At 37.9% G+C, this 15,428-nt stretch carries 20 protein-coding genes and 1 other RNA gene; 14 read left to right on the top strand and 7 right to left on the bottom strand.

The features are described 5' to 3' along the window. Positions 1-84 precede the first annotated feature (84 nt). The gene (locus R8923_RS08010; protein ID WP_485872244.1) at positions 85-2,040 is read right to left on the bottom strand and encodes a fructose-specific PTS transporter subunit EIIC; all 1,956 of its coding nucleotides are present in this window, start codon (positions 2,038-2,040) and stop codon (positions 85-87) included. Positions 2,041-2,207: 167 nt separating this feature from the next. Between R8923_RS08010 and R8923_RS08005 the strand changes: the two genes are divergently transcribed. The 13 genes from R8923_RS08005 to ssrA all read left to right on the top strand — a co-directional run bounded on the left by R8923_RS08005 (position 2,208) and on the right by ssrA (position 11,479). Further along, positions 2,208-2,951: a MurR/RpiR family transcriptional regulator gene (locus tag R8923_RS08005; RefSeq protein ID WP_485872243.1), complete on the top strand. Its 744-nt coding sequence runs from the start codon at positions 2,208-2,210 to the stop codon at positions 2,949-2,951. A gap of 71 nt (positions 2,952-3,022) precedes the next feature. Then, positions 3,023-3,442: an Imm48 family immunity protein gene (gene imm48 / locus R8923_RS08000; protein WP_485872242.1), complete on the top strand. Its 420-nt coding sequence runs from the start codon at positions 3,023-3,025 to the stop codon at positions 3,440-3,442. Positions 3,443-3,483: 41 nt separating this feature from the next. Beyond that, positions 3,484-3,840, top strand: a complete 357-nt coding sequence (locus R8923_RS07995) for a DUF488 domain-containing protein (RefSeq protein ID WP_485872241.1) — start codon at positions 3,484-3,486, stop codon at positions 3,838-3,840. A 66-nt stretch (positions 3,841-3,906) separates the two neighbouring features. Continuing rightward, positions 3,907-4,272 carry a heme oxygenase IsdG gene (gene isdG / locus R8923_RS07990; RefSeq protein WP_485872240.1) on the top strand — a complete coding sequence of 122 codons (366 nt, stop codon included), beginning with the start codon at positions 3,907-3,909 and terminating at the stop codon, positions 4,270-4,272. An 11-nt stretch (positions 4,273-4,283) separates the two neighbouring features. Then, entirely contained in the window at positions 4,284-4,838 is a 555-nt protein-coding gene (locus tag R8923_RS07985) for a nitroreductase family protein (RefSeq protein WP_485872239.1), read from the top strand. Positions 4,839-4,855: 17 nt separating this feature from the next. Beyond that, positions 4,856-5,020 carry a 50S ribosomal protein L32 gene (gene rpmF / locus R8923_RS07980; RefSeq protein ID WP_485872238.1) on the top strand — a complete coding sequence of 55 codons (165 nt, stop codon included), beginning with the start codon at positions 4,856-4,858 and terminating at the stop codon, positions 5,018-5,020. Positions 5,021-5,147: 127 nt separating this feature from the next. Then, positions 5,148-5,867, top strand: coding sequence for an NUDIX domain-containing protein (locus tag R8923_RS07975; RefSeq protein WP_485872237.1), 720 nt, complete (start codon positions 5,148-5,150; stop codon positions 5,865-5,867). Positions 5,868-5,878: 11 nt separating this feature from the next. Continuing rightward, on the top strand, positions 5,879-6,658 hold the full coding sequence (aroD, locus tag R8923_RS07970) for a type I 3-dehydroquinate dehydratase (RefSeq protein WP_485872236.1): 780 nt from the start codon (positions 5,879-5,881) through the stop codon (positions 6,656-6,658). Positions 6,659-6,749: 91 nt separating this feature from the next. Beyond that, complete coding sequence (gene secG, locus R8923_RS07965) at positions 6,750-6,983, top strand: preprotein translocase subunit SecG (RefSeq protein WP_485872235.1); 234 nt, start codon at positions 6,750-6,752, stop codon at positions 6,981-6,983. 383 nt (positions 6,984-7,366) lie between these two features. Then, the gene (locus tag R8923_RS07960) at positions 7,367-8,113 is read left to right on the top strand and encodes an alpha/beta hydrolase (protein WP_485872234.1); all 747 of its coding nucleotides are present in this window, start codon (positions 7,367-7,369) and stop codon (positions 8,111-8,113) included. A gap of 20 nt (positions 8,114-8,133) precedes the next feature. Continuing rightward, a complete protein-coding gene (rnr, locus tag R8923_RS07955) occupies positions 8,134-10,503 on the top strand; it encodes a ribonuclease R (protein ID WP_485872298.1) in 2,370 nt (789 codons plus the stop codon). A 15-nt stretch (positions 10,504-10,518) separates the two neighbouring features. Then, positions 10,519-10,983 carry an SsrA-binding protein SmpB gene (smpB, locus tag R8923_RS07950; RefSeq protein WP_485872233.1) on the top strand — a complete coding sequence of 155 codons (465 nt, stop codon included), beginning with the start codon at positions 10,519-10,521 and terminating at the stop codon, positions 10,981-10,983. 131 nt (positions 10,984-11,114) lie between these two features. Next, positions 11,115-11,479, top strand: a transfer-messenger RNA (tmRNA) gene (gene ssrA / locus R8923_RS07945). Between the two features lie 125 nt (positions 11,480-11,604). On the opposite strand, the gene R8923_RS07940 is transcribed toward ssrA, so the two are convergent. The 4 genes from R8923_RS07940 to R8923_RS07925 all read right to left on the bottom strand — a co-directional run bounded on the left by R8923_RS07940 (position 11,605) and on the right by R8923_RS07925 (position 13,107). Continuing rightward, positions 11,605-12,162 (bottom strand): site-specific integrase, encoded by a 558-nt coding sequence (locus tag R8923_RS07940; protein WP_485872297.1) that lies wholly within the window; start codon positions 12,160-12,162, stop codon positions 11,605-11,607. A gap of 28 nt (positions 12,163-12,190) precedes the next feature. Then, positions 12,191-12,391 carry a hypothetical protein gene (locus tag R8923_RS07935; RefSeq protein WP_485872232.1) on the bottom strand — a complete coding sequence of 67 codons (201 nt, stop codon included), beginning with the start codon at positions 12,389-12,391 and terminating at the stop codon, positions 12,191-12,193. 98 nt (positions 12,392-12,489) lie between these two features. Then, positions 12,490-12,723, bottom strand: coding sequence for a hypothetical protein (locus R8923_RS07930; RefSeq protein ID WP_485872231.1), 234 nt, complete (start codon positions 12,721-12,723; stop codon positions 12,490-12,492). 114 nt (positions 12,724-12,837) lie between these two features. Further along, on the bottom strand, positions 12,838-13,107 hold the full coding sequence (locus R8923_RS07925; protein ID WP_485872230.1) for a hypothetical protein: 270 nt from the start codon (positions 13,105-13,107) through the stop codon (positions 12,838-12,840). A gap of 446 nt (positions 13,108-13,553) precedes the next feature. On the opposite strand from R8923_RS07925, the gene R8923_RS07920 reads away from it, so the two are divergent. Continuing rightward, entirely contained in the window at positions 13,554-13,979 is a 426-nt protein-coding gene (locus R8923_RS07920) for a hypothetical protein (RefSeq protein ID WP_485872229.1), read from the top strand. 211 nt (positions 13,980-14,190) lie between these two features. Here R8923_RS07920 and R8923_RS07915 read toward each other — a convergent pair whose 3' ends face one another. Both R8923_RS07915 and R8923_RS07910 read right to left on the bottom strand, forming a co-directional pair. Next, positions 14,191-14,940, bottom strand: a complete 750-nt coding sequence (locus R8923_RS07915; protein ID WP_485872228.1) for a hypothetical protein — start codon at positions 14,938-14,940, stop codon at positions 14,191-14,193. 111 nt (positions 14,941-15,051) lie between these two features. Beyond that, positions 15,052-15,246, bottom strand: coding sequence for a hypothetical protein (locus R8923_RS07910; protein ID WP_485872227.1), 195 nt, complete (start codon positions 15,244-15,246; stop codon positions 15,052-15,054). Between the last annotated feature and the right edge of the window lie 182 nt (positions 15,247-15,428).

Genomic DNA, 15,428 nt, shown 5'->3' with positions numbered 1-15,428 from the left:
TGGCAGGCACTTCACCGAGAAGTGCCTGCCAGCTTCTCTAATTCATCAAAACGATATTCTCGCTCTGATTTTGTACAATCATGCTTAGTTGGCTTTCTTCTCTTTTCGTTTTAATAAAGCGTAGCGAACGAAAATATTTCCAAATGCGATAAAGGCAATCCCAACTATGAGACCTATCGCATAAGCCCAAAAGTTTTCAACGAGAGGCCAGCCCCAAATTGCAGGTAGTGGAAGCCACTGAACGGCACCAAGTGATACAGCAGTTACAGCACCAAGAGAAGCCCCAATCATATTAATCGGAATCGTTATAAGTGGATTTTGCAACATAAATGGTATCGCACCTTCACCAATAGCGATAAAACCAAGGAAAATAGAAGTCGTACCAGCAACACGTAAGTTTTCATCAAATACACGACGTTTTACAACATATTTGTCTAAAACGGTTGCCAACCCAATTCCGATAGGAGGAATAACAATCGCTAACACGCGTGCTGTAAGCGGGAAAATTCCGTCAGCAGCGAGCCCAATTGCGATAGCTCCAGCAGCCTTGTTCACAGGACCACCTAAATCGAATGCAGTGAGGCAAGCGATAATGGTTGAAAGAACAACAGCACTTGCATCTTGATTTTGGATAATTAGATTTTGAAGCCATGCATTTAGTCCACCAAACACTGGATCTACAATATAATAGTTGATAAAGAAGAGCACGAGAACCGTAACACCAGGAATGATGAACATCGGTTTCATCGCCTGTAAATTTTTATGCAATTTAATTTTTTCATTCAAGAATTTCGCTACAAATCCGGCTACAGTACCTAGAATTAATACGCCAAAGAAACCAGAAGGAATCCCGCCATCAACACTCCAGAAGGTATAATGTAAGCCAGCCGCAAAAGCTCCGCCAATAAAACCAGGTGCAAGTCCAGGACGGTCAGCGATGGAGTAGGCTAAAAAGGCACCAAAAACAGGATACATGAATTTCATAATCATATTTCCATATAGACCGAGATAATGTAAAATGACAATAAGCTCATTGGAATTCGTTGCATATTCTGGGTTGCCAATTACTTTTTGTAAACCAAATGCTGTTGCGCCAAGTTGTGCAATACCAATCATTAACCCACCGGCTACAATAACCGGAAGCATATAAGAAATACCAGTTAAAATACCTCGATAGATTTGAGAGAAAAAGCCTGTTTTATTACTCTCCGTTTGAATAGAGACACCTTCTTCATTTTTTACATAACCATCTGGCTTAGAAAGAACCGTTTGAATCATTTCTTTTGCATTTCGAAGCGGCTCTGCTACTCTGCGCTGAATAAATGGCATGCCGTCAAAACGATGCTGATCTTTTGCCGAAATATCTGTTGCAAATATGACAGCTTCCGCTCCTTTAAGCGTTTCAGCAGTAATGCGGTTTTCAACGCCATTTGCACCTTGTTTTTCTACGATGACTTCAATTCCTAACTCTTTACCAGCTTTTTCAAGAGCCTCTGCCGCCATATACGTATGGGCAATTCCCGCAGCACAAGCAGTAATAGCTACAATTTTTCTTGAAAATTCTGTAGTTTCAACTGTGTCTTCTTCTGTATCTAACGCCGTTAAAAAGTCAGTCACAGTATTTGAATGCGTAATATTTTGGATAAAATCCGGGTTTAGTAAACGCTTACTTAATTCTGCTAAAAGTTCTAAGTGAGTCGAGCCAGCTTCATTTTCTGGAATGGCAAGTAAGAAAACATATTTGACTTGGTTATTAGGGTCAATACTCTTCCAATCGGCAATCGGGTGATTCAAACGCGCAAAAGCAAATGCAGCTTTTTTTACAGCCTTAGATTTTCCGTGTGGAATTGCAAAGCCTTGTTCAAGACCAGTTTCAGAAATCATTTCACGCTCTAAAACGGCTTTTTTAAATTCTGTCGTACTTGTAATAGCACCTTGCTTATTTAAAGCATCAATCAAGGCATCGAAAACTTCTTCTTTTGTACGCCAATCTTGATTTAAAAATATAAGTTGTTCGGATGTAATCGTGCTTAATTTCAACGTTTTCAGCTCCTTTATTAACAGTCATTTACCTAGGTTACCTTAGTTATACCATAATTGATTTTTAAAAAAAGTACGAAAAGCGTATATTTGTACGGATACAGTATCGAATTTATGTTGTTTCGTGTATACTTAGTTTATCAAATGTATACATTGGAGGTACTTACATGTCTTCAAATTCTCTCTATCACTTATTTGCTCATAAAATTGAGTTCTTAAGTTCTGCTGAAAAACAGGTTTTCTTTTATATTGATAATCATATATCTAATCTTGAAAAACTTACACTTGTTTCACTTGCAGAGGAAACCAATGTTAGTACAACGACTGTCATTCGAATGTGTCATAAATTAAAATTATCTGGTTTTTCGGAATTGAAATTTTTACTCCAATCTACTAAAAAAGAAACGAAGAACCATTCAGAAGATTACACGCTCACTTTTATAGATACTGTTCAATCAGGTATTAAACAACTTCCAGTAAAGGAAATTGAACAGCTTGCTGCGCGGATTTTATATGCATCAAAAATATACATTGCTTGCCTTGGAATGACGAAGACACTTGGCGAATATTTTTCCAAAAACCTTGTTACTTCAAAGAAAAATGTTGTATTCACTTACGATTCATTTATCATCGATATTTTGCCACAAATTGTAGAGCGAGATGATTTAATCATCATCATTTCAGAAAGTGGTAATACGGCAAATACACTGTCACTTGCTGAACATCTTAAGTACAATCTGTCGAATGTGGTCGCAATCGTTAACAATCCTAACGCACTCATTTCACAATATGTAGAAACGGTTATTTATGCGTCAAGTGAAGTTTTTGACGATGATTTGTTCAAACATCACCACGCGCCGCTCATGATTGTGATTGACTTAATTTTAAATGTTTTCGATCACTTAAAATAACTCTTGAAAGCTACTGTTAAAGTGTTATAATAGATGTATTTCAAAAGGAAATATAAAAGGAGTGCCATAAAGTGGAAGTAACTTTTTTTGAAGCCGCAAGAAATTGTGCAACTAAGGTTGCTGAGGTGATTAAGTTTGATAAAAATGATGCATTTGAGGCGAAAGTGGTCACATCATATTTATTTGGAATGTTAACCATGCTTGGTTCGGAAATGGATGCAGATGGAAATGAAATTAAGGCGAGCTTAGTGGCGGCTTTAGTTCATAATTTTCATTTTAGCGAACATGAGGCGGCAAAGTTGTCGAGTCATGCGATTCATTGCACGGAAAAAGCAAAACATCCTACACAGTTTACAGTGATTGGACGCGGTTTAGAAGCTTATGTTGACTATTATAAAACGGGTGAATATAAAGAAATTAGGGAAGATGTTTCAAGCATCTTTGACATCGTGCGAGAATGTCAACGAGAAAATATGCAACAAGCTAGGTGAGGCAATCATCTAGCTTTTTTTAATTAAAAGGAGCGGATTTTATGCTGAAACTAAAACGTATTTATGAGGCGGTGGAAACAAGCGATGGCTACCGCATTTTAGTTGATCGACTCTGGCCGAGAGGAATTTCAAAGGAGACAGCGAAACTAGATGACTGGGCAAAAAATATAGCGCCCTCAAGTGAACTCCGAACCGACTTTCACCACCAGAAGGTTGATTTTCAGACGTTTAAGGCATTTTATTTAGCGGAGCTTGAAGGAAACCAATTCCGGATGGCATTTTTAGACAAAGTGAGAAAAGAACTTAAAGAGGGTAATGTGACGTTTTTATTTGCGGCAAAAAATGAAGATGAGAACCATGCTCACGTCCTTTTGGAGTGGGTTTCTGAAAAACTGTAATTGACAATGAGAATCATTATCAATATAATTGGGATAATGACTTGGCAATGAATAGGAGGGAAATGGATGATTATTGTTACCAATACAATTAGAGTGGAAAAAGGTTACGGTGACCATGTGATTAGACAATTTACTGGGGATGATGGTTCTGGACATCCAACAAAAGATATTGCAGAAGTAGAAGGTTTTTTAGGTTTCGAACTGTGGAAAACGGTTCTATCTGAAAGCGATTTTGAAGAAGTAGTGGTGACAAGTAAATGGGTGAATGAAGCGGCTCAAAAGGCGTGGGTTAAAAGTGACTCTTTCAAAAAAGCGCATGGCCGAACGAAGAGCTCGCGCGAACAAAAACGCGATCGTAAAGGCATTATAGGAAACGAGGTAGTCCAATATGAAGTTGTGCACAGCGAAGAACCTGCATCTACGGGCGAATAGGGGGCTTTGGTATGGGGAAAGTGGCAGAAATCATTCGTGCGCGCCGTTCCATTAAGCATGCCATGCATGAACCAATTTCAAAACAACTTGTGAGTAGCCTAATTGAAACGGCTTCTTTCGCGCCGTTCCATAGTAAACTTGAACCATGGGAAGTTTATATGGTGGAGAGTCAAGCGCAAAAGGAAAAATATGTGAATGCGGTTGTGCGTGCAACTAGCGAAAGCATGGAAGATGAACATAAAATTCGCGAAAGTACGATGAAAAAAGTGGGAACGGCACCTATAACGCTCGTCATTACAGCAAAAGTTTTTAACGATGAGAAGAAGGATTTTGAAGCGATTGCGGCTACGAGTGCATTTATTCAAAATTTACAACTACTCGGTTGGGAAGAAAATATTGGTATGGTTTGGCGAACAAACAAGTACATTTTTAACCCGAAATTTAAAGAGCTGTTAGGGATAAAATTAGACGAAAGAATTATTGGCACGTTACATTTAACTCAATTTTTTGAGGTTCCGCAGGCAAAACAAAGGCGAGAAATAGCGGCCTACATGCATGAATTATAATATAGGAGGTGATGAAAGTGGCGGTACCTGCTAGAAGAACGTCGAAAGCAAAGAAAAATAAACGTCGGACGCATAAAGGCTTGAGCGTGCCGGGCTTAACGAAAAATCCTACAACGGGTGAATATCAAATGTCCCACCGAATTGCGCCAGATGGTACGTACAAAGGCAAACAAATTTTATAACGGAACACCCATTTTTGCGAAAAGAACGTTTTTTTCTTTGTAAAGATGGGTATTTTTTTTATGTATGTCATGCTAAAATGGATTTTATAAGAACGGGATAATTCATGTAGAAATGAGGCAAGTTGGAATGACTGATAATTTTGTGAAACAAGAAGATGCACTGGAATCCTACGATGCAAAAAAATTTCGGACACCAGACGGCTATACGAGCGATATTTTACTTTTTACGGTACAAGATAACAAATTGCATGTGCTTTTAATTGAAAGAAGCCGTTTGAATGCAGAAGGAAACCCCAATATTGAAGGCGGGAAATGGGCATTTCCAGGCGGATTTGTAGATCCAAATGAAGATGCGCATCAAGCAGCTATTCGTGAATTGGAAGAGGAAACTGGATTGACGGATATTCCGCTTACGGCGTTTGGTGTTTATGATAAACCAGGACGCGACCCTAGGGGCTGGATTATTACGCGTGCGCATTACGCTTTTGTTCCGAAAGAAGCGCTTTTAAAACGTGTTGCCGGGGATGATGCGGCAAACGTGGCGCTCGTTTCGGCGGAGGATGCATTCAATTTACCGCTAGCGTTTGATCATTTGGATATTTTGCGCGATGCTACTCACAAAATCAATCAGGAAATGCTTCTTTCTACGAAGGTAAGCGATTTTTTACCTGAATTTTTTACAGCAGAGGAGTTATTTGAAGCTCTTCGTGGGTGTACGTTAAAAGATGCGTTGCCGTCTTTTGAAGAATTTAATCATTATATGGAGCTTTTGCCTTTTATTGAGTTAAATGAAGACGGGAAATATTTCTTTAGTTCGGAAGCAAACGCACATAGTATTTTCTTTTAGGGGGATACAAAATGAAACTTGTAACTATAAATGATGTTGTGATTGGCGACGGAATGCCTAAAATTTGTGTGTCACTTATGGGAAAGACAATTGCAGATTTAAAACGTGAAGTGGCGCTAATCAATGAATTTGATGTGGATATCATTGAATGGCGTGCGGACTACTTTGGCAAGGTACATGATCTTGAAACTGTCAAATGGGCTCTCCGCGAAATTCGACCTTTTATCAAAACAAAACCGCTTCTTTTTACTTTTAGAACAAAAAAAGAGGGTGGTGAACTGGAAATTAAGGACGATTTCTATTTTGAGCTAAATCGTGTGATGGTGCGTACAGGTGAAGTGGACTTGCTCGATGTGGAACTATTTCATGATGAAACCGCTGTAAGAGAATTGGTGAAGCTAGCCCACGAATCAAATGTGAAAGTATTAATGAGTAGCCATGACTTTGAAAAAACGCCCTCAAAATCAGTTCTCCTAGCTCGTTTTGCACGCATGGAAGCATTACAAGCGGACATCACAAAAATTGCTGTCATGCCTGAAAGTGGAGCAGATACACTTGTTTTACTCGATACAATGAACGTGCTGAAAGAAGAAGCCAAAAAGCCTTTTGTTGCCATTTCAATGGGGACGTTAGGTGTCATTTCGCGCTTATCTGGTAGCCTTTTCGGTTCAGCGATTACGTATGGTACTGTTGGAGAAGCTTCTGCGCCTGGTCAAGTACCTGTTCAAAATTTACGGCTAATTTTAGATGCATTAGAAGCGAAAACAGGCGAACCATTCACAGAATTGTAACAAACAAATTTAGCTACATCTATTGTACGCCACGCAGTAATATGGTAAGATTATCTTTAGTCAAAACGGACGGTTTTTAGGAGGAAAAAGAATGAATACATTTTTAACAGTCACGCTAGTTGTCGTGTCGATATTGCTCGTTATTGTGATTATCCTTCAACCAGGTAAAAGTAATGGCCTTTCAGGCGCCATTTCTGGTGGAGCAGAGCAATTATTCGGGAAACAAAAAGCGCGTGGCCTTGAATTATATTTGCACCGCGCAACAATTGTATTAGCTATCATTTTCTTTGCAATACTCATTGCATTAGGCTTTTTCATTAATTAAGCCCTTAATGATAAACCACCTACAACCGTGGGTGGTTTTTGTTTGGGTTCTTAGTGCTTTAGCACTTAGAACCCAAATATAAATACGAGCAAAGCGAGAATTTAATCCATGTCTTAGTGCTTTAGCACTTAGAACCCAAATATAAATACGAGCAAAGCGAGAATTTAATCCTTAATGGGTTCGTACAAAGTGCTAGCAATTGCTTTTTACAACCCGTCTCTTTTTCTTTAGCGACTTTTCTCTTCACTTCGCATAACTACTTCTCCGCGCATAGCCTTTATATACTCAAAACCCCTACCTGTCACAAATTTTTTTAATTGCTTGAAAGCATAATTTCACGTACACTATAGTAGAATCAAAAGTTGCGTGAGGAGCGTTTTAAAATGAAATTTACACCACCAAAACCTTTTTTATTTGAAACAGGAAAAAGAGCGGTTTTGTTACTTCATGGGTTTACGGGAAGTTCGGCGGATGTGCGAATGTTAGGGCGATTTTTGCAAGACCATCAATATACGTGCTATGCGCCGCAATATAAGGGGCACGGTGTATCACCGGATTTGCTACTTCAGACGGAACCAAGTGATTGGTGGCAAGATGTATTAGAGGCTTATGCATATTTAGAGGAGCTAGGCTATAAGGAAATTGCGGTTGCTGGACTGTCACTAGGCGCATTATTTTCTTTAAAACTTGGGTTTACTAAGCCTGTGAAAGGCATTGTCTCGATGAGTGCGCCAACGAAAATGGATAGTTCATCGCCGATTATTTCGGGGTATATGGATTATGTACGGAATTATAAGCGTCTTGAAGGGAAGTCTCCGGAAGAAATTGATTTAGAAATGCTGCATTATGAAGGGGAGTCTATGGGGCAAATTGCAAAATTAAAAGATGAAATTAATGAAGTGGCGAGTGAAGTGGATATGATTTATGCGCCAATTTTCGTTGTGCAAGGGAAACTGGATGATATGGTGGATGTGGACGGTGCTAAATGGATTTATGATACTGTAGAATCTGCGAATAAATCGCTTAAGTGGTATGAAAACTCCGGTCATGTTATTACGATAGATAAGGAACGAAAAGAGTTACAAGACGATATTTTAGACTTTTTAGACCGTTTAGATTGGCAAGAATAAATAGCAAGGAGGGATGAATGATGGAAGAACAGCAAATGGAAACACGCATATTAGATGTTTTGCGCGGACAAAAGGATCAAACTTTTTCATTAGATGATTTAGAAGCTGCAACTGACTTAGCTGATGCGGATGCTTTTAAAGAAATGGTGAAAGCGCTCGTCCGCTTGGAAGATAAAGGAGACATCATTCGGACGAAAAAAAATCGGTATGCGCTACCTGAAAAGATGGATTATATTAAGGGGACTTTTCGAGCGCATGAACGCGGATTTGGTTTCGTTTTACCGGAAGAAAAAGACTTGGATGATATTTTTATCCCGCCGACAGAAGTCAATGACGCAATGAATGGCGACTTAGTGCTTGCGAATATTACGAAACGAAAAGGCGACAACTTAGCCGAAGGTACCATTAGTAAAATTGTTGAGCGAAAAACAACACAATTAGTTGGTACATATATGGAGGACTTAGTTGGCGATGGGATTGTTATTCCAGATGATAAACGTGTATTTGGTGAAGTGCATGTTGACTTGGCGGATGGCTTAAAGCCAGTTGATGGACATAAAGTCATTGTGGAGCTTACAGAATATGCGCATTCGCATAACCGGGCGCGCGGTATTGTAAAAATGATTATTGGGCATAAAAATGATCCAGGTGTTGATATTTTATCAATTATTCATAAACACGGGATTGAAACGACATTTTCAGATGCCGTGATGAAAGAAGCGAATGCGGCAGATGATGTTGTGAACCCTGAGGAAATTGGTTCGCGCCGTGATTTGCGTGATGAAGTTATCATTACGATTGACGGAGCAGATGCCAAGGATTTAGATGACGCGGTCACCGTTTCAAAACTTGAAAATGGGAACTTTAAACTGGGTGTGTACATTGCGGACGTCACGCATTATGTGAAGGAAGGTTCTGAACTCGATAAGGAAGCAGCTCTTAGGGCCACAAGTGTTTACTTGGTAGACCGTGTGATTCCAATGTTGCCCCACCGCTTATCAAACGGGATTTGTTCTTTAAACCCGAAAGTGGACCGATTCACGATGAGCTGTGAAATGGAAATTGATGAAACGGGTCATGTGGTCAGCCACGAGATTTTTGAAAGTATCATTAAAACGACGGAGCGAATGACATATACGGACGTGAATGCGATTTTAGTGGACAAAGATACTAGGCTACGCGAAAAATATGCGCCTATTGTGCCAATGCTTGAAGACATGTTTACACTCTCGAAACATCTAAAGGAAAAGCGAGAAGCACGAGGAGCAATCGATTTTGATGCGAAAGAAGCGCGGGTTTTTGTGGACGAAAAGGGGCACCCAGAGAAGGTTGTCTTGCGAGAGAGGTCGGCAGGTGAACGCCTGATTGAAGAATTTATGCTAGCGGCAAACGAAACGGTCGCAGAACATTTCCACTGGATGGACGTGCCGTTCATTTATCGTATCCATGAAGATCCAAAAGAGGATAAGCTTGCGCGTTTCTTCGAGTTTATTACGAATTTTGGCTTAGTCGTAAAGGGTACCTCTAACCAAGTGCATCCAGCAGCACTACAACAAGTTTTGGATGAAGTGAAAGGCAAGCCAGAAGAAATGGTCATTTCAACGGTGATGTTACGCTCCATGCAGCAAGCAAAATATGATACCGTTTCAGCAGGTCACTTTGGTCTGGCTACTGATTTTTATACACACTTTACCTCCCCCATTCGCCGTTATCCGGACTTAATGGTCCACCGCCTGATTCGCGAGTACTTCATAAATGGGGATGTGTCCGCCAAAACACTTGAAAAACGTGCGGAAGAACTGCCTGAAATTGCGGAGCATTCTTCTAAAATGGAGCGCCGCGCAGTTGAAGCCGAACGTGAAACGGACGAGCTAAAGAAAACGGAATTTATGGTTGATAAAGTAGGCGAGAAATTTACTGGTATTATTAGTTCGGTCACGAATTTTGGTTTATTTGTTGAACTGGAAAATACAATTGAAGGTTTAGTTCATGTGAGCGCAATGAAAGGCGATTACTACCAGTTCCATCAAAATATTTTAGCCATGATTGGCGAACGTACAGGTCGGGTTTACCGAATTGGTGACGAGGTCGAAGTCGAAGTAACGAAAGTAGATGTAGATGCACGTGAAATTGACTTCACTTTAATTAGTGAGGGCAAAGAGGGTGGCAGAGCAAAATTCCAAAAACAAAAGCCGATAAATAAAACGCGCGCTTTTAAAGAAAAAGGAAACCGCAATCAGAAGCGTCGTAAGCCTCATTCAAATAAAGAGGAGAAGCAATCTGATGGCGATTGGTATACAAAACCAAAGAAGAAAAAGAAAAAAGCATTTTATGAAAGTGTAGCCAAAAAAGGGCAGCCTAAAAATAGCAAGAAGAAAAAACGCCGTTAGAAAGGAGGATAAAAAATGCCAAAAGGTGAAGGTAAGCTTATCGCGCAAAACAAAAAGGCGCGTCACGATTTTGCAATCGAAGAAACTTTTGAAGCGGGTATTGTCCTCCAAGGTACGGAAATTAAATCTGTGCGAGGTGCTCGTGTGAACTTGAAGGACGCGTATGCGCGCGTGGATAAAGGCGAAGTTTTTTTACACAATATGCATATTAGTCCTTATGAGCAAGGAAATCGTTATAACCACGATCCGCTTAGAACGCGAAAGCTTTTGTTGCATAAAAAACAAATTAGTCGTTTGATTGGGGAAACTAAGGAAGCCGGCTACTCCATTGTCCCACTTAAAATGTATTTGAAAGACGGTTACGCGAAGGTTCTAATTGGTGTCGCGAAGGGGAAGAAGAAGTACGATAAACGCGAAGACTTAAAACGAAAAGAAGCCAAACGAGATATTGAACGCGCATTTAAGGAGCGCCAGCATTAGGAGAATTTCAATCTGCTGAGCGGATTGGAATTCTGTCTCGTTTTTTAATCGATTTAGTCAGTAGAAAGTCGCTCTAAGCTTGTGTCTGCGCTGTTTTTTTAGTATAATGAAAAAGCTAGAGTTTTTCATTCGGGGCTGTTACGGATTCGACAGGGATAGTTCGAGCTCGGATTGCGCGTCGAGGGTCGTCCTCGTTAACAACGCAAAAGCCAATAATAACTGGCAAAGAAAAACAAAACCTAGCTTTCGCTGCGTAATAGTAGCTTAAGCTGATCCTCCGTGCATCGCCCATGTGCTACGGTCAGGGTCTTACTCTAAGTGGGATACGTTTAAAGGCTTCCGTTTGTAGTCTTTAAAAAGAGATTAATCAAACTAGCTGAAAGGAAGCCAGTTTCGAGGCCGAGATTCAAGCGAAATTCTAATATCGAGACTACACGCGTAGAAGTTCGAGTGCCGATATTTCTGGACGCGGGTTCGACTCCCGCCAGCTCCATTTTTGGTGAAAATATGTGAATGAAAAAACCTTTAAAAATGTTTATTATCAACGTTTTAAAGGTTTTTTATTTGTGAGAAAATGAAAGTGAAGGATTGGAATGCAAAATATTTTGCACTGATTTTGCATTATCCTTTGCTTCTCATTAAATTCATAATATCATTTACATGGGTTGATTCCCTTTGCTCCAATTCATCAATTATATGTGAATAGGTTTGTAGAGTAATTATAATATCTGTATGACCAAGTCGTCTTGATAAATATTTTATGTTAACTCCTTGATATAACAATATTGATGCGTGGGTATGTCGTAATGAATAGCATGTGATGGGCGTAATGTTTAATTTTTTGCAAGAAGCTCGTAAATATTTATTTACTGCGTTGTTCGAAATTATTTCTAAACGGTGATTTACAAATACATTTGGGATTTTCTCGTATTCATTAATCAAACCTGCTTTGAAAAAGAACGCTTTTTGATCTTTGTGTAGCTGTCTCAACATCGATAAAGTATTGTCATCTATTGTTATTGTGCGTTTCGATGCGTAGTTTTTAGTATTTGAAAAGTTGTGAGTATATTTATAATCCCACGTCTTGTCTATCCAAATAGTTTTATTTTCAAAATCAATCGCATCCCAAGTGAGACCAATAATTTCAGAAAAGCGGCAACCAGTTGCAAGTCCAAAGATAACAATTCATAACGCTAACGTTATATTATCAAGGGTTTTTTAAAAGTTTTTTTCGCTCTTCAATTATACCCACTAATTCGTCTAATTCTGCCAACGTAGCATGATTCCTGATGAAATATACACTAGCCCTTTTGGACGATTGTATACTTGCTTTTTGCTTATTTTTTTCTCTCCAACGTTTAGAAGCTTCGCGTTGTGCCTGTGTTGTTTTATATTTTTTTTCCGTCATAATATATACCTTCTTTCAAAAAAATGATATAATGAAAGTAATCATCATTTCGATGGTTACTTTCTATATTGGGCGCGGGAGTGATTACCCGCGCTTTTTTATTTATATAATACTTTAAATAACTGAGGAGCTGGCAAGCGTTCAAGATGCACATTTTCGTCAATCTCGTCATTTTTTATCTCATTTTCTTCAACAATAAAGTCATAATTGACATAAACCTTTTGCTCACCTATAACTTTATAGAAGCCCCAAAGTTCCTCATCTCTCCCAAATTCCTCAATATCCTTCTCCAACTCTGCAATTAATTCATCAGACTCATAACTAATTTTCATTTTTTCTCTTTCCTTTTTTATTTGATAATTTTTAGAACGGTCGCAATCTGTTCAACATTTTCATTTGTGACTAAATCAGTTTGCATTTTGTTCCAAAAATGAATACCCGTTTCATTACTTAACTCTTCTAATAATTTTTCGTTTTTTTTTAGACCTTTTATTCTTAATTGTCTTGTAAAGTACTTCTTTTGTCAATTTAACCAGTCTATCTAAACTATTAGTACTTTGCTCTTTATTTTTGCAATTTAAGAGGCAATTAATTAATTTACTAGCATCTTTCGTGCTCAATTCCATTCCTGATTTAAAGGCTTGAACTAAACTGTCGCTTGGGGCATATTTTTTTGTTAATAGGCTCTCAATAAAATTTTCTTGCGTGATTGTCATGTCTCATCATTCCTTTTCGTCAATTTGATTACTTTCTATATTTATATTACCAAGAGGTTTTATAAATATTTTTATGATATTAGATAGAATTTTGCGATTATTTATTTTTTGGATTCAGTGGAATATCCTATATTTTTGAAAACTACGCTTATATTTGTTATTTAGGACTAAAAATAGACTTTTCAGGGTGTTTTTCGTTTCGCTATTTACTTATGTGCTATATTTGGTTTAGGAGGTGATTAAATGTTTACCAAAAACAGAATACTTTATACAATTTGTTTTTTATTTGTAGTGCTTATTCTTAATTATGTACTGAATATATCCACTGGAGTAAATATTTTATTATTTGCGTTATTTGTGATTGGTATTTTTATTTTTGATGTAAAAAAAATAAATAGTAACACAAAAAAGTAGACAGAAGCAACATAAAAAAGGAGACGAGTGAGATGAAAGCAAAAAAAATAATAATTAAAATTTTGGTTGCAATAATGATAATTACGCCTGTGTCATTGACTATTTCAACAATGCAGGTGGAAGCTGCAGCGCCAGCGAAAAAGTATAGATCTGACTACACAAAATATAGGGCTAATGTAGTTTTTAGCAAAAGTTACATAAATAAAGTAATCTCGAATGAAAAAAAATGGAACAACAAAAGTAGTTTATTGTTTAAATACTTAGCTGGTTTTGCTCATTTTGGGGTTGGTTATGCAATTCTAGCAATGGATGCTGGATATGCAAATATAATAGGTAAATTTAAAACAGCGAAGAAAAAAGGAAAGCGTTTAAAAATGAGTTACGATATATATGTTCCTAAATTTTCAGGGACGAGCGGGACATGTACTGGACCAGTTACTTGGTCTTATGTTAAATAAAAAAACATAGCGAATTAAAAAAGCCATCTAATTCAGATGGCTTTTTTAATTCGTCATGTTGTCTTCTACCATTAAACGTTTACCATGAACTAAAATACTCCTAACGCCACTTAATTTCTGCATCCTCTTTGTTAATTATACCCCTATCTATAACAGCATCAACTCATATTTATCAATGCTAAATATGAGTTGAAATTGTTCGTATCAATGATTAATCTTCCCAACCACAAAGCGAATATCCGCTTGCGATTGCTTCACTTTTGCCCATAGATTTCACAGAATTAGCGTGATTTAATCCACGGCATGTTGATGAGTAATGATATTTTTTTCCTGATTGAGGTGCAACAAAAACTGTAGAAACGGTTTCGCTTGCTTTTGGAGTCGGCTCTGCTTGTTTTGGCTGTGCTCCAGAGTTTGGAGTTTGTTTCGTAGGTGGAGATTCAGCTACCTTCTGGTCGTCATCTGGGACTTCACTTTCAGCTGCCTTCTTTTTAGCTTCAGCCGCTTGTTCAGCCTTTTTCTTTAGATCTGCTTCTTTTTTGTCAATTTTCTCTTGGATAGAGTCAATCTGATCTGAGAATAGAGCTGTTGTTAGAAATTCATTTTGTTCAATATAATCCTTTGCCTTATCAAAATCAGCAGTATTTAATGTTTTCTCTGCAGAATCGAGCAATTTTGTTGCTTCTTTTTTTGCGATTTCTGTTTCTTTTTCCTCGTAAACATCGAGTTTGCTCTGAATAGAATCTTTTTCATCTCTCAGCCTATCTAAACTGTTTTCAGAGTCACTCAGTTCCCCTTTTAATTCAGAGATTTCTTTGTTTTTTAATTTAATTTTTGCTTCAAGCTTTTGATACTCCTCTTTTTCAACCATATCACTATTGGAACAGCTGCCAATTAGACCAAGTCCAACAACGACAATGATGACCCAAAACCACCATCTTTTATGAATCGGCTTTTTCAATAAGATTCTCCCCTTTAGTTTATTGTTCTCTCTATTTAAAAAGTAAAAAACTTTCAACTCCAAATAAAATATACAATTTTACATCGCAGTATAAATCATAAGTGCCAAAATTTAACGGCTATACTTTCCGCGCTTAATTCGCCCATACTTACTTTTAGCAGGTTTCATTTTTCGAGACTTTACTCTTCTGTTACGTCTGCCAAAGGTAATTTTATTAAATAACCAGTCAAAAAATTCTGTTATCGCTTCTCGGATAATATCGAAAAACAGCCAAACTAAAAAATCAATAAGCCATTCAAAAATCATTAGTGTACTCTCCTTAAGTTGTCTTTCTCTTTCATTATAAATGGAATAGCAAAATAAGCCAACATGAATATACAAAAAATGAGGTGTTATTAAAAAACGACTAGGTAAAGGAGCCTAGTCGTTTTTTTGTGATAGCGAATGTCATTATTTCTTATTTTTTCGTTCATCAAGCTCAGAAATGA

Origin of the sequence: Listeria tempestatis (assembly GCF_963575625.1) — a bacterium.
In the GTDB taxonomy this organism is placed as follows: domain Bacteria; phylum Bacillota; class Bacilli; order Lactobacillales; family Listeriaceae; genus Listeria; species Listeria tempestatis.
This window is presented reverse-complemented; position numbering and strand designations above follow the sequence as displayed.